Below are 14,446 nucleotides of genomic sequence, written 5' to 3' on the forward strand. Positions count from 1 at the left end.
TAACATTTTTTTCATAGAAGGGCCTGCCCGACCAGCACGAATTATCGCCATGATTAGTATGGACTTTAACTTGCGATTGAATAGTTATTCTTTGTCTTTGCTTGTATTTGGGTTGTTTTGCAGAGTGCGTAATTTAATATGCAGAATATATAAAAATCGTAATTTGTAAGATTTATGACGCACCTCTAAAAGTAAATAATTTGATAACAAAATGTATTTGCTTTATTGCGGTTAAGCTGAGGTCAGTAGGTTACGGCGATGGTAACGGTATCGGCATAGTTGTCTGGCGTGTAGTTCGCGCTGGGGACGGTGGCGTAAACCGGGTAGGTAGTTGTTGTCCCCGTACCGTTGCCCGCGACGGTATTGAGTGATGTATTGCCCCAGACCGTACCGGAAGGACCTGGCGTCGAACTAAGCTGGTAGGGGACTTTATCCGTATTTGACCCCGTGCCCGCCATCACGCCGCTGCCTGCCGTATTACCGTTGGAGGGCTGAAGCCCGATGGTGTAAGGCGTGTTATTGGAACATGCTACGCCCACGGTATTTGAAGCCGTAAGGTTACGCCCGGTCGCCCTGGCTGGCGCAAAGCTAATATCGGTTGCAGAGGTGATATTGCACTGTTTGCTTACGGTCGCCGATACGGTGAAAGGCAGCCTGGCAGCAATGGTATCGCCACAGGTTGTTGGCGGGAAAAGCAATCCGGGATTGAGAGTGACAAGGGCTGTTGCCGTCGTATAGTTATCCTGATAATTTCCGGGGACGGCTGCGGTTTGTGGTGTGACGATCTGCGCCGATACCGTGAGTGAACCCGTCACTGGAGTCAGATTCAGCAGGTTAAGCTGTACCATGGGAAAAGTGGTTCCCGACTGATACTGGCTGCCCCAAACTTTGGTGCGCCCGCTGTCCTGGTAAAGCTGGTATGCCAGTGTACTGGCAGGCGTTCCGCTTAATGACATATTTCGCGGTGTCACCTGGCCGCTGACGGCCGAGGCGCCAATATTAAAACAGAGATTGATCCCTGCCAGCGCGTCACCAAGCTCTTTGGTGCAGGTGTAACTGAACGTCATTGATGACGTTGCGCCTGTTGCAGACAGTGGATTGACCGAACCTAAATTTATGGGTTGAACATTGCTCACCGAACAGGTTACCGCATGGCTAATTGCCGGACAAAAAAGTACGGCAGCGATGAGTAGCAGATGTCTTAACCTCATGAGCGCACTCCTGTTAGTGTGGGCGACAAACCAGTGGGCCTATTTGCATAATCCCCTTTGCTGACACGGGATAGTCAAATTGCACGCGACAACTACCGGTGTCCGTATCAACGCGCAGCGTGTTGTGCTGTTCCAGGGTGTCGAACCAGGTCATCCCATCAAAACCAACGGCAGACGACTGTCCTTTTCCGTTGATGGCGTAAGCCATGCTGCCTTCAGGAATTGGCTTACCCTGATTGTCGACGAGGATAACCTGCGCAGCACGTACGGGGGTGATGCCAAAACTAACCAAAGTACCGGAACGATCTGCAGGCGTGGCATTCGTCTCAACGCGTGCGATCCGCATATTGGTGGGGAGATCCATCGGGTCAATACTGATCAGGTTTTTTTGATAACTGTTGAGCGGCGTGACCAGCAGTAGTCCCTGGTCATCGCTGCGACCAATCAGGTTATTTTGCAGTTTGACTGGAACATCAGGCACGCCGTCAGTTGAGACGACGGCAAAACCATTGTTGATTTCCCTTGCTGCAAACAAGCCGCCTCCCATGGTCACCAGCGATCCGGTTGCGCCTGCGTAGCCGTAATGGTTATCTGGTAAACGGCTGAATCCCGCGTACGCTTTACCATAACGCCCCAGATATCCTACTTCTCCCTGGCCACTTTGTCGGGAAGCCTGCTGACTGGCGGCCAGATTCCAGCCCCAACCGCCATCGGCAGGCGGCGTCTTGCTGGCGTTGAGCTGATAGCCGGTTTCATCGTTGGTGCGTTGTAGCGTGCTGCTGGCGCTCAGATTGTTATCAGTGGTAATCGTTACCATCAGATAGAGACTGCGATCGCGGTTATCGTCAATGTTCTGGTTGAATCCGGCATTCAGTGAGATGTTGTCTGTAACGGATTTGAACCAGCTGACGTTGGCGTAGCGCACCGCATTTTCGTGTGGATAACGAAACTGCAGGTAACTCAGGCTGACATTTCCGGCAGATTCCAGCGAATAGCCAATGACCGTGTTGCTGTTAAGCGTTGGGGGCGGCTCACCATAATGGGTGGCGACATCGCGGTAATCGCCAGAAGTTGCCGTGGTACTGGTACTGAAATTAAACCGTCCGCCGGACCAACGATAACCAAAGCTATACAGAAATCCGTTCTGCCCTGAATCGCTACTTGCGGCAAGTGATGTCGAAAATGTGCCGCTGCGGGTTCCCGGGATCCAGTCGTTACTGAAGCCTGCGTTAATTAGTCCGTCGCTGGTTTCTGCGTGAGCCCCGGCGGTCAACGTATTGCTAAACCCGCGACGCCACGTAGCGCTCAATACCGGTGCGCTGGCATAGTCAAAAGAGGAATAACCATAATTTTCGCGTACCGTGCCCAATTCTGCCGACCAGGCGGTTAATCCTTCCCGCAGGAGTTGTTGATCGTTGTAGAACGAAAAATTTTGTACGCTCGTTCTGCCCAACGCATCTGTCATCATCACCTGACCCGTTCCCGCGCCGCTGATGTTAGGCATGGTGTTGATCTGAAAACTACCTGCGGGGACTTCTCCGTTGTAGTACCTGACACCGTCCACGTACAGCTCAACGTTTGATGGCAACGTCGCGGATCCCAGATATGCAGGGAGCGGGGTGGTTGGCATATAGGGCTGTAAACCAAAATCGGTGCCTATCTGAATGCCGCCGATACGCGTTGGTCGGGACCAGATGAGTGAGCTTGTCAGGGTATCGCCAACGGTTAACGCCAACATCGTATCAGGAAATGAGGTACGCCAGTTGGTATCAAGGCGCTCAAAACTGTTATCGGCGTATTCCTCGGTGGAGTACTGCGTCAACTGGGTGGTGCTGAGCACGCCGGCAGCATTGAAGGCGCGAAGTTCACTGAAGGTATTTATTACGCTCTCATCCCCCTGCTGGGTATAGATATCATAATTGAGCAGCGCTCCGCGTGATGTTGTCGCCGTTGGCGCGGTTTCGATAGGCGAGTTAAGCTGCGTGGTTGCAAGTTCGAGTGAACTAAGTGGCGCAGTAAGCGAGAGCGTTTGCAACTGAACGTTGTAGTCAATGGTTAACTGGGGGATATCGTTCAGGCAGACGGCGTTAGTGGCGTCTGGAGCAAAGCGAAAGCCCATTTTACTCAGGGTATTAGCTCCCGCATAAAGCTTTCCATTATCGTAGCCAAAATGTACCAGCCCAACGGGATTCCCATTTAAGGTGACATCGAGATACAAATCGACTCCCGTAATTTGTGAGGTGCTATTAATAACGCCATTCTCACTCTGGTTATTATTCAGCGTTTGTGCGCAAACCATTCCCGATATTAATACTCCATTGAGAAAGCAATATTTCACCAGAAGCCAGAATCTGTTACAGATCTTGTACTGTTTTTTGGCCATTGATTGTGACTTCAATTTTCCCGCCATAATGATTATTACTGGCCGACGGGGAGACTATCCAGCGCATTGTTGAGCCTGGTAAAACGTAGCCTAATAGTCCGGGTGTAATGACTTTTTTAGTACCGTCAGGGCTTATAAATGTTGCAGCAGATAACTGTGCATGCCCATTTCCCTGATTACTGACTTCAATGAATTTTTTGCCATCCAGTTGTTGTAATTTCCATTGCAGTTTTGCCTGCGTTTGTGCCGCTGATGTTGGTTGAATGAAAACGGGAACGGAATAATGCAGCACAAACTGAAGCTTATTTTTTTCTACTTTTGCAGGAGGTAACTCATCTATCGACAAACGATAAGCGTCTTCGGCATGTGCCGAGGGAGGGCTTGTGCGAATAACTCGAATCAACTGACGTTCTCCAGGGGCTAATGCCAACATCGGCGGGCTTATCACCAGCCCCTGAGAGGGGGAAAGTTTGTTGTCATAAGCACTTTGACTCCAGCGAAAAACCCGAACCTGGGCATTGAGCACATTCTCACCCGCGTTACTCAACCAGATACCATCGGCATTTTGCGTCGCTTGCAACGTTAACGTGACCGGGGCTATTTGCAGCCCACTGGCAGTGGCAAGGTTGGCGCTCGCAACCATCCCTAACAGGCATGCGCAGGCACACTGCTTAACAGGCAGTTTTACTCTCATATAGCTTCCTGAAGTTAGTAGTTAACGTTAACCGTTACCGTGTCGGCATAGTCGTCAGGAGTGAAGTTGGCGCTCGGTGCGGTGGCATAAACAGTAAAAGTTTGCACCAGGCCGGTCCCTGTCGCTGCTACGCCATTCCCAGGTGCGGTGTCGGTGGCGGTATTTCCCCATACCGGACCTGTTGCTGACGTGCGATTTAGCTGATAGGGCACTTTATCGGTATTGGTAGCAGCGTTAGCCACAGAGGACATTGCGCCCGAGCCCGTCGTCGTCCCTCCATTAGCGGCCGACGGCGCCAGCCCGATAAAATAGGGCGTGGTTTTTGAGCAATTAATTGAAATAGTGTTGCTTGCACTGGTATTTGTCGCCGTGGTATTCACCGGACCAAGTGTGATATTTGAAGCCGAACCCGCAGTCACGGTACAGGCCTTTTGAATCGTCATCAGCACCTGAAATGTTCCGTTAACGGTTGCTGCATTTGCCACAGAGATAATGGAAAAGGCGCAGCAACAAAGAATTAAGCGTTTGTCTAAGACTAGAGCCATATCCTTTACCTTTTTCAAATAACCACATTTATTACTTTAGAAAAACAATAATGTGGCACAAGAAGACATAATTTAACCCTAGAATAAGTATTAGGTGTACGCCAGTTGATCTAATGAATTTTACTTAGGAAAAAGGTGATGTCGTCGACAAAAAAATAATACCAACGGGTGAGTATGTTGTTTTGTTTTTATGCTATGGCGGGTGTTAAGTCAGGAGAATAGGGGGCAACATATTCCTTGGATGGTACTCAAAATAACCACCCAAAAAATGAGAGTCGTATGATTTATCTTACACGTATTACGTATTGGCTACGGGCTGTGGAAAATGACCTTATAACCTTGCTCATTCCAGTGTTGTAGCAGTTCATTTTGTCTGCGGGTTGGCGCGATACCGGTCCAGACAAAAAGCGTTTGCCCAGGGAAAAGTTCAGGTCTTGGCGATTCAATGGGTTCAGCCAGAACGGCAATATGCCAACCAGATTGCGATAAACGCCAGGCTTCGAGCCACAGACGGGTTCTGTCTTCAACATCCCAGGCCAGCAGGAGAGCATCCTTTCCTGACTTGCGCCGCGTTTCAGACAGCAGTGTTGCAACATATTCAATCAATGCGCCATCAAGCATGCTGTTCATTATGCGGGATGTATTATGGTCAAGTATCAGCCGTTGACGTACGGGAAGATAAACGTGATCAATCAGCGCATCTACGGGGTGAACGCGACCGAGTGCGGTAATTTTGGCTCGCAGCTTCGGTGGATGTGCCATGCGAAGAATGCTCATCATCTCTTCTTGTAATTGATTCCAGTCGTCGTCAGCTTGACGGGTACTGGTTTCCAGCAATGCCTTAACTTTACCAACAGGTATGCCATTGCTAATCCAACGTTTTATTTCTTCAATACGCTGAATATCTTCTTCATCAAAGAGTCGGTGGCCACCTTCACTGCGTTGAGGTTTGAGTAAACCGTAACGTCGTTGCCATGCCCGAAGGGTGACAGGATTTATCCCGCAACGTTCTGCGACATCCCCAATGCTGTAATAAGCCATAGTTCCCCCGGACACTCCTGATTCTCCGTCACCGATATGCGGTTCCTGCTACTTTGTACAACATTCATCAAATTGTACAAAACATATATAAGATTCTAGCAAAATTAAGATTTACTTTACTATCATGCAAGGAGTAAATGCTGTTTTTTTATGTTCAGCATGAGGGCGGTTGTGGTGATTGTTTATTTATAACAATGCGTTAGTTATTTTGACGCTGAGAAATCATTTTTCTCTGGCCATGCAACAGATGGAATACCATTCAGGCAGGCTTGTGCAAAAAGGTTACCCTGGAAGATTTCAATGCCCGCGGATTCAAGCCACATCCACTCTTCGGGTTTTTCAACGCCGACTGCGGAAATCATAATTTCCAGTGACGCGCAGCATTTGATAATTGCCTGAATGATAGCCTGCCGCGGTCCACTTTTATGCACATCCGTGATCAGCTCGCGGCTTATCTTAATTCGGTCGGGTTGAAAACGAGACAGAAGCTGAAGCCCGGCAAAACCTGCCCCAAAATGGTCTATCGCCACACAGATCCCCGCAGCCTTGAGTGACTTCACGGCCTGCGCGAACGTATCAAAGCGAGAAATAACTTCACTTTCGGTAAACTCTACAATGATTTGTTCAGGCACTAGCCCGTGCGCAGCGATTTCGTTTATAAGAAAGCTGACTGCATTGGGTTTGTTTACCAGGGTCATGGGGAGCAGATTGACTGACAGCATTTTGTCGTTAAGTCCCAGCGCGCTTGCCATTGCAAAAGCAGTCTTTTTGCTCTGCAGATCCGCGGTATACAGTTCCTCAGGATTTAAGTTGTCAAAATAAGTTGCGGGCGTTTCACCGTCTCTACCACGAATAAGTGCTTCCAGAGCAATGACGCGTTGCGACATAGGATCGATAATTGGTTGAAAAGCAAAGCTGAAATCTATATCGGATGGGAGTGTGTTTTCATCCAGGAGAGTACAAGAGTTGTTGGCAATAAAACTCCAGCAATCCGGCGCTGGTATTTCAAAATAGCTCGATTTTTCCGTCGCAAGGACAAATGTGCGGAAAAACTGTAACGCCCTGTCATCATAGGTGAGCTGAAATTTTGATGTTCCCTTATTCAGCACAGCTTGCAGAACGTCATTGCGTTCATGTTTTTGTAGATCAAATAACTCCATTCCCACTTTTCCGAATCTTCTCGCAGGAGCGTAATCACACATCAGCTCAACGATATTGTGGTGCCGTGGATCGTTACAAATACAACAATAAATCTCTTTTACCTGCTCCTCAGGGCCTTCAAGCAGTTGGAAAAAGTGGTGACCGTTAAAGAGTAAGATTCCCGTAACATCAGATCGCCTGTTTTTGATATTTGCGGCTGTCACCATATCCTCAAGCGCTTTGAGGGGGGCGTCATCACGTAGATGGCTGCGGTAAATAATGGTCGTGAGCATGGACAGTCCGGGAATAAGGGAGAGGAAGATATATGACAGTATCAGACAACCCAGGTTATGTCCTGATTTTAATACATTATTCTAACTTTAATTTCACAATTGAACGGTCTGATTAAGATGAAACTTAGCCATGTTACGACGTGGTTTGTACAGTGATCCTAATGTTTATATCAATCGATACAATTATAACTAATTGATTTGTATCATTTAGCACATTTTGGTAAAAACAAATTAATCTTGTTGTACACATTTTTGGTACAACTTTGCTACTGTTATAAAACTTAATATTCACCAGCATTTTGATACAGGAGCATGACATGCAGCAGCATAACGTTCGCACTGATACTGCAAGCGCGATTTCTCGTTACTTTGCAAAGGCGCATCTGCCAACTCAACAGGAAACATTGGGAGAAATCGTCACTGAGATACTCAAAGATGGACGTAATCTGAACCGCAAATCACTTTGCACTAAGCTTTTGTGTCGTCTTGAAAAAGCATCAGGGGAGAAAGAACAAAAACATTACAATGCGTTAATTGGTCTGCTCTTTGAATAAAATAAACCCCTTATATGATAGGGGTAAGTAGTGAAGGCGTTATGAAGAAAACTGATAGTGAACGCTTGAAACATGAAATTACAGGTTTGGCTGTGCTAGAAATTCTGCGAATGCATAGAGACGTTTCGTTAGCTGCAGTGATTAAGCAATTGCGACTTATGCAGGCCAGTGAAATAGATGGCACACGCAAGCAATTAATTGACAGCGTTATCAATGATTTTACAAACATTAATCCGGAGAAAATAAGCAGAAAACCGGATAAAACCAGAGATGAGAGTGCATTCAGTGCCAGCAAAAACCCTAAATTACATTAAAGATAATCTTCCAGACTATACAAGCGAGGTTACCATGCTCCATGAAATTAATGTCCACAACGTAATGACGGATAAAGCTTTATCAAGTTACTTCCATAATGCAGGTGAGCTATTAGCAGATGAGTCTGTGGTATTGGGGCAGGCGGTAACAAATGTAATTCTGGCAGGTGATAATGTTAATAATAAAAACATCATTTTAAGCCTGATTGGTTCTCTGGAGTCAACTGTTGACGTTGTCCAGGCAGATGTTATCAGAAAAACCCTGGAAATAGTGTTGCGCTACACAGCTGACGACGTTTAATAAGTCTTCATATTAACAAAATATGTACAGTACCCTTGTTATATGCTGAAAGCCCTTATGCTAAGCATTTTTTGAATTAAGACTATACATAGCACCCCTCTAAATCAATTATGATTTTTCATTGAGGCCATAATGATGAACATCGTTCAGGAACATACTCTAAACGCAGAGTTATGGATTGATGATATTTTTGTCAGGCAAGGGTTAATGAATATTCTTGCAGATATCATTTTTGAAGATGACAATGCGCGACTTGTATTCTTTACCGCGAATCACTTTGAGGCGGTAAAAAAGCAAAATTACAATCTGAAAACGCATCGTCTGGTATTGCTGATTGATGGTCATTTGTATCAGTATCTTAATGATGTTTCGCTTTACAGACTACCAGTAGATATCGGAGTTGCCTCAATCAAACAATTTATTGTTGATATTACTCGTGCTGGTGGTAATCACGAGAATCAATCGGATTCAAATATCTCATTAACCGCGAGAGATAAATATATTTTAACGCAGTTAGGAGAAGGTCGAACTATTTTTGAGATATCCGCATTGTTAAATCTACACTTAAAAACGATTTACCAGGCCCGGCAGAATCTGATCAAGAAGCTTGGTTGTTCTGGGCTGATTGATTTTCAGGGAATACTGCGAGCGCAAATATTCCGCAACTGGCTGGAACATGCCTGAGTAAATCGACAGTTCGTACTTACTGTTGAAGGGGGACGACAGGGCTAATGGCCCTGTCGCGATATTAATAAAACTTCGCTACTCAGTCACCAGTTCATTGATACCCTTCTGCTGATGATGCTTTTTACTCAGCGAGAAGTAGCCAAATATTAGTGTTATTACCACGATGCTCGCCATAATCAGGAAGATTTCCTGATAGCCCACTTTATCAAACAACTTACCGACAGGCAGCGACAGCACGATGATGCCAATGGAACTGGCAATATTGAAGCCAATAAGATATATCGTTGACGACAGGCGCTTATCAAAATTCGCTACGCTGAATTTAAACACTGAAATAACAAACAGTGGGACCTCCAGCGCATGGAGCATTTTAATCAAGGAGATAATATATATATCGGTGAACAGTGCTGAACCCAGGATTCGACAGGTCATGATTGTTCCACCCAGCAGCAATGCGGATTTAGGCCCGATGCGGTTAATCAGGAACGGAACCAGCGCCATACCGACGGCCTCCATAAAGACTTGTACCGAGTTGAGGTAGCCGTATACGCGTGGTGCCAGTTCGGGATCGTCAAATAAGCTGGCGTAAAACACCGGGAACATCTGCTGATCGTAGATGCTATAGAACGACCAGGTGCCGACGACAAAGATAACGAAAAACCAGAACTGCGAATCTTTAAAGATGGTGAGAAAATCCTTTCGGGTCAGCGCGTCTGGCTCGGGCGAACGTGTATCCGCGGATGCCGGGGCCGGTGCGTCGGTTTTGAACACCACGTTAATCACCAGGAATAACACCCCCATGACCGACACGCACCAGAAGTTAATGTGTGGGTTGATGCTGAAGAAGATACCGCCAACAAAAGTCCCTGCGGCGTAGCCAAGCGATCCCCACAAGCGGGCGGTGCCGAATTCAAAGTTGAATTTGCGGCTCACTTTCTCGACGAAGCTTTCCACCAGACCGCAACCGGCGAGATAGCCAAGGCCAAAGAAAATGGCGCCTAGCACCATGCCAAGCTTGAAGTTGGAGACCAGCAGCGGTTCATAAACATAAATCAGGAACGGACCGCTGAGCGTGATGACAGTCCCCATCATCCAGATAAGGGGTTTGCGGGTACCGAGCTTATCCTGCATAAAACCGTAGCCCAGCATAAACAGCATGCTGAAAAACTGGTTTACGGCATACAGCATTCCCAGCTCCGTTCCGGACAGGCCAAGTTTATTTTTTAGCCATATTGCATAAAAAGACCACCACAACGACCAGGCGGCAAAGAAAAAGAGCAGATACCCGGATGAGTATCGATATTTATCATTACTGAACGGCATATTTATCTTCATGATTTTTCCAATCCAGATCAGGTCATTGTAAGGTCTTTCTAATACGACATAACAGTGCGCTTTATTACGGGGTAATCGTTCTCCGTAGCGACGGTTGTGACTGAATAAAGCTGCTCAGGTGTTGGCTGTCGGGAAACGCGCTTAGCGCGCCACGCCGGGTGGTCGCCAGAGCACCACAAGCGCTGGCCTGCTCGATAAGCGGAAGTAGCGTTGACGTCGATGTGGGCCAGCCTTCTCCGGCGAGTGCCGCCAGCAGCCCGGCCATAAAAGCGTCACCGGCGCCGGTGGTATCGATGCTGTCGACGAGATAGCCGCTTAAAGTCAGCCTGTTGTTCTGCCAGAAAACGATAGCGCCGTCGGCACCGCGGGTTATGACTTTCAGGCGCGCGGGAAAATCAGCCAGACATTCGCAGGCGCTACTGAGACAGTCAGTTTGTGTTAGCCACAGCAGCTCTTCTTCCGACATCTTCAGAATGTCGCTCTGCCGGGCAAACTCGCTGACAAGGTCAAACATCTGCGTCTCGTTGCTCCACATCTGCGGACGCAGATTGATGTCAAAGCTCAGCGTACCGCCGGCCTGTCGCAATGCGTCTATTGCCAGGGTGAGGGTGGCGCGGCACTCAGGGGCAACCAGCGCCAGCGAGCAGAAGTGCAGAATGTCGGCACCAAAGTCGGGCAGGCTCGCCGGGCTGAGAAATTGATCGGCAGACGGATTAACCAAAAACTCAAACTGCCGCTCACCGTTGGGAGCTAGTGAAACCAGTACGGTACTGGTGTGCTGTTGTGCATCAAACTCCAGACTTCCTGTATCCACCTGCGCTGTTACCAGCGTCTGATGCAGAAAGCGGCCAAAAGTGTCATTGCCCACACGGCCGATAAAGCCGCTGTCATGGCCGAGGCGGGCGACGCCGATGGCCACATTGAAGGGCGCGCCTCCCGCACAGGCTTCAAACTGCATATTGTCGCGCGGTAGCAAATCCACCACGGCATCTCCAAGCGTCCAGATTGTCATTATTTTTCCCCAAAGCAGTGAGACGGGTGGTTAATTGGCGGCGAGCGGCCAGGCATGCCCGTTATTAAAAATGGCGTGTCCGTTCTGGCTAAATAAGGTCAGTTGGCGATCGTCCGGTTCAGGATAAATACGGCTGCTGAGGGTGTACTCGCCGTGATTAACAAAGACCTCTACCGACGAACTATCGATAAATAGATGTAGGTCCAGCACATCATTGGCGGGCAGCGGTATGCTACGGCAGCCCGACAGGCCGTGTTGCGGATAGCGGCGTTCAAGCACCAGACGCTGTGCCTGGGTATCGACGAAGACGCGCAGCCCGTCACCCAGCGCGATGCCATACTGTTCAGCATGGCTGCGGGCGATATCGAGGCTCAGTTCGACCTCGAGAGCATGCGCCTTTTCTTCTACCATCAGGGTGCGATTGTTCAGGTCACTGACCGGCCAGACATGAAGCTGACCGCGTAATGCCTCCAGCTCTTTGACCGGGTTCATGCGCAGCCGCAGATCTGCATCGAGCGTCACTTCCCGGGGAAGAGTAAGCATGCCAGCCCAGCCGTCGGCCTGTTCTGGCATCGGCGACTCCCACATGGATAGCCAACCGATCACCACGCGGCGACCGTCCGGAGTGATAAATGACTGAGGGGCGTAAAAATCATGCCCGTGATCCATCTCCTGGAAGGGTTGGGTAACGTGGAACTGATGGTTATCCTGCCATTCGCCGACCATATAGCCGCTCTGGAACAGGTTACGGTAATCGTATCCGTCCGCGGCGATGCCCTGCGGCGAGAACATTAAGACGAGTTTATCGTTCAGTGGGAAGAGGTCCGGACACTCCCACATGTAGCCCATGCCGTCATCGGCCTGGGCGAGCGTACTGGCAAACTGCCAGTGCTGCAGATCCTGCGAGCGATAGAGCTGTACTTCGCCCACGTCATCGACCCGGGCACCCACCGCCATGTACCAGCTGTCTCCCTCTTGCCAGACTTTCGGATCGCGAAAATGGTGTACGCCTCGCGGGGTATTCAGAATCATGCCCTGGCGTTCAAAGTGAATCCCGTCGGTGCTGGTAGCCAGGCACTGTACCTGATACAGGTTTTCCTCTTTCGCTTCGCCGTCGAATTTGTGCCCGGTGTAGATCAGGGCCAGTTTATTGCCGTCAACCACCGCTGAACCGGAAAAACAGCCGTCTTTATCTTCTGGTCCTTCTGGCGCCAGTGCTATCGGCAAGTGCTCCCAGTTCACCATGTCGCGGCTGCGCGCATGGCCCCAGTGCATTGGCCCCCAGACCGGTTGCCACGGATAGTGCTGATAGAACGCATGGTAGTAACCATCGAACCAGGACAGGCCGTTAGGGTCATTCATCCAGCCCGCCGGAGGGGCGAGGTGATAGCGCGGATACCAGCGCGGATTGATACGATCTTTTTGCTGGTTTAGGGCCTCGTTGGCCGCGGCGAGTAATGCTGTCATTTGCTTGTCCCTGTCAGTGAATTGAGCAAAAGATAACGTTAACATTCTCGGTTTTCTCGCGGAATTGATGGTAATATCGATGTTAATCACAAAAGTTAACGTTAACATTTTGCGAGTGTTATCAAGATCGCATTTTCAGACCCGGAAGGGTGAACGCCGTCAAAGGAGAGGGTATGGCATCTTTAAAGGATGTGGCGCAACGGGCTAACGTCTCGTTAATGACCGTATCGCGAGCGATTAACGAGCCCGAACGACTGCGGCCAGAAACCTATAAAAAGGTGATGGAAGCGGTAGATGCGCTGGGGTATGTCTCCGATCTCTCCGCGAAAAAAATTCGTGGCGCGAAAACCACGGCTAACACTATCGGGGTGTTAGCGCTGGACACCATGACCACGCCGTTTTCCGTGGAGATAACGCTCTCTATCGAAGAGACCGCGCGGGCGCACGGTTGGAATAGCTTTGTGGTGAATATGTTCAGCAATGACCAGCCAGAGAAAATGGTGGATCTGCTGCTGGCGCATCGCCCTGACGGCATTATCTACACCGCGATGGGGCTGCGTCAGGTTCCGGTGCCGGAAAAGCTGCATAAGTATCGCTGCGTGCTGGCGAACTGCGAAAGCATCAGTGGCCCTTTTCCCACCTATATTCCTGATGATGAGCAAGGGCAATATCTTGGCGTGAAAGCGCTGTTGGCCGCAGGCTATCGTCGGCTGCTGTGCATACACCTGCCAAAAGGGATTGTGGCCACCGATCGCCGCCGGGCGGGAATGGAGCGCGCCTGTCGTGAAGCGGGCGTAGACCCTGATGCCATGTTCCACCACTATCTTCCGGCGGGCGAGAGTCACCATATTGATGCGGCGGAGATTGCCGGGCATTACCTGAGTGGCACGCGTCCGATGTTTGATGCGGTGGTATGCGGTAACGACCGCGTGGCTTTTGTTATCTACCAGGTCTTGCTGGGGCGAGGGCTGCGCATTCCGCAGGATGTTGCCGTACTGGGCTATGACAACATGGTAGGCACCGGCGAGCTGTTTTTGCCGCCGCTATCCACAGTACAGCTGCCGCATTATGAAATTGGCCGTCTCAGTGCACTGCATCTTATCCAGGGGCTCGATCACCGCGATACCGTGCGGGTAGACAGCCCCTGGCTTCCGCGCGCCTCAATATGATTAACCAAATCGCTTCCTTTCATCAACCTGAGGAATGAGTGCATTATGTGGAGGGAATCGCCAATTTGCTGGTGGATGTTACAAAGCTGAAACGTGGAGGTACTGTTAAGTCACTGTTTAGCGCACAAGGCTCAAAGTTGGGTCGTGTATTAAACGCTCGCCGAAATTTTGGGTTTCAATAAAATAACCGTTATTTATTAATGTTAACGTATCAACACATTGTAAATTTGGCTTAGTGGAAGAGATAGCCGTTAGCCAGTTTGTTGAGTATGTATGCAGGCGGTCTTTTGGCTGTATATC

Annotated in this window: 14 protein-coding genes; 5 read left to right on the forward strand and 9 right to left on the reverse strand. The window is 49.1% G+C overall.

Translation table 11 applies throughout. The annotated features are described in order from the left end of the window. Positions 1 to 242: 242 nt before the first annotated feature. From OGV85_RS16885 to OGV85_RS16910, 6 genes are all read right to left on the reverse strand, one after another. Positions 243 to 1,211, reverse strand: a complete 969-nt coding sequence (locus OGV85_RS16885) for a Csu type fimbrial protein (protein WP_061548561.1) — start codon at positions 1,209 to 1,211, stop codon at positions 243 to 245. A 13-nt stretch (positions 1,212 to 1,224) separates the two neighbouring features. Next, on the reverse strand, positions 1,225 to 3,510 hold the full coding sequence (locus OGV85_RS16890) for a fimbria/pilus outer membrane usher protein (RefSeq protein ID WP_061548560.1): 2,286 nt from the start codon (positions 3,508 to 3,510) through the stop codon (positions 1,225 to 1,227). Positions 3,511 to 3,565: 55 nt separating this feature from the next. Continuing rightward, on the reverse strand, positions 3,566 to 4,288 hold the full coding sequence (locus tag OGV85_RS16895) for a fimbrial biogenesis chaperone (protein ID WP_003020869.1): 723 nt from the start codon (positions 4,286 to 4,288) through the stop codon (positions 3,566 to 3,568). Positions 4,289 to 4,302: 14 nt separating this feature from the next. Beyond that, positions 4,303 to 4,833 (reverse strand): Csu type fimbrial protein, encoded by a 531-nt coding sequence (locus tag OGV85_RS16900; protein ID WP_003020867.1) that lies wholly within the window; start codon positions 4,831 to 4,833, stop codon positions 4,303 to 4,305. A gap of 309 nt (positions 4,834 to 5,142) precedes the next feature. Next, positions 5,143 to 5,874 carry a MerR family transcriptional regulator gene (locus OGV85_RS16905; protein WP_003841536.1) on the reverse strand — a complete coding sequence of 244 codons (732 nt, stop codon included), beginning with the start codon at positions 5,872 to 5,874 and terminating at the stop codon, positions 5,143 to 5,145. 203 nt (positions 5,875 to 6,077) lie between these two features. After that, entirely contained in the window at positions 6,078 to 7,307 is a 1,230-nt protein-coding gene (locus OGV85_RS16910) for a diguanylate phosphodiesterase (protein ID WP_061548559.1), read from the reverse strand. Positions 7,308 to 7,624: 317 nt separating this feature from the next. Here OGV85_RS16910 and ycgZ point away from each other — a divergent pair, with 317 nt between their 5' ends. The 4 genes from ycgZ (at position 7,625) to OGV85_RS16930 (ending at position 9,160) form a co-directional block, all read left to right on the forward strand. Continuing rightward, positions 7,625 to 7,861 carry a regulatory protein YcgZ gene (gene ycgZ / locus OGV85_RS16915; RefSeq protein WP_003020856.1) on the forward strand — a complete coding sequence of 79 codons (237 nt, stop codon included), beginning with the start codon at positions 7,625 to 7,627 and terminating at the stop codon, positions 7,859 to 7,861. A gap of 41 nt (positions 7,862 to 7,902) precedes the next feature. Then, on the forward strand, positions 7,903 to 8,175 hold the full coding sequence (locus OGV85_RS16920; RefSeq protein ID WP_003844030.1) for a hypothetical protein: 273 nt from the start codon (positions 7,903 to 7,905) through the stop codon (positions 8,173 to 8,175). A gap of 34 nt (positions 8,176 to 8,209) precedes the next feature. Continuing rightward, positions 8,210 to 8,476 carry a biofilm development regulator YmgB/AriR family protein gene (locus OGV85_RS16925; RefSeq protein ID WP_003020849.1) on the forward strand — a complete coding sequence of 89 codons (267 nt, stop codon included), beginning with the start codon at positions 8,210 to 8,212 and terminating at the stop codon, positions 8,474 to 8,476. Between the two features lie 132 nt (positions 8,477 to 8,608). Then, the gene (locus OGV85_RS16930; RefSeq protein WP_003844029.1) at positions 8,609 to 9,160 is read left to right on the forward strand and encodes a LuxR C-terminal-related transcriptional regulator; all 552 of its coding nucleotides are present in this window, start codon (positions 8,609 to 8,611) and stop codon (positions 9,158 to 9,160) included. Positions 9,161 to 9,238: 78 nt separating this feature from the next. Here the strand turns inward: OGV85_RS16930 and OGV85_RS16935 are convergent, their stop codons facing one another. From OGV85_RS16935 to OGV85_RS16945, 3 genes are all read right to left on the reverse strand, one after another. After that, positions 9,239 to 10,498 (reverse strand): MFS transporter, encoded by a 1,260-nt coding sequence (locus tag OGV85_RS16935; RefSeq protein WP_008322595.1) that lies wholly within the window; start codon positions 10,496 to 10,498, stop codon positions 9,239 to 9,241. A gap of 64 nt (positions 10,499 to 10,562) precedes the next feature. After that, a complete protein-coding gene (locus tag OGV85_RS16940; protein ID WP_061548558.1) occupies positions 10,563 to 11,510 on the reverse strand; it encodes a PfkB family carbohydrate kinase in 948 nt (315 codons plus the stop codon). Between the two features lie 30 nt (positions 11,511 to 11,540). Further along, positions 11,541 to 12,977, reverse strand: coding sequence for a glycoside hydrolase family 32 protein (locus tag OGV85_RS16945; protein ID WP_061548557.1), 1,437 nt, complete (start codon positions 12,975 to 12,977; stop codon positions 11,541 to 11,543). Positions 12,978 to 13,150: 173 nt separating this feature from the next. Between OGV85_RS16945 and OGV85_RS16950 the strand changes: the two genes are divergently transcribed. Next, complete coding sequence (locus OGV85_RS16950; RefSeq protein ID WP_003020837.1) at positions 13,151 to 14,146, forward strand: LacI family DNA-binding transcriptional regulator; 996 nt, start codon at positions 13,151 to 13,153, stop codon at positions 14,144 to 14,146. The last annotated feature ends 300 nt before the right edge of the window (positions 14,147 to 14,446 follow it).

This window comes from Citrobacter sp. Cf132 (genome assembly GCF_030333885.1).
GTDB lineage: Bacteria > Pseudomonadota > Gammaproteobacteria > Enterobacterales > Enterobacteriaceae > Citrobacter > Citrobacter freundii.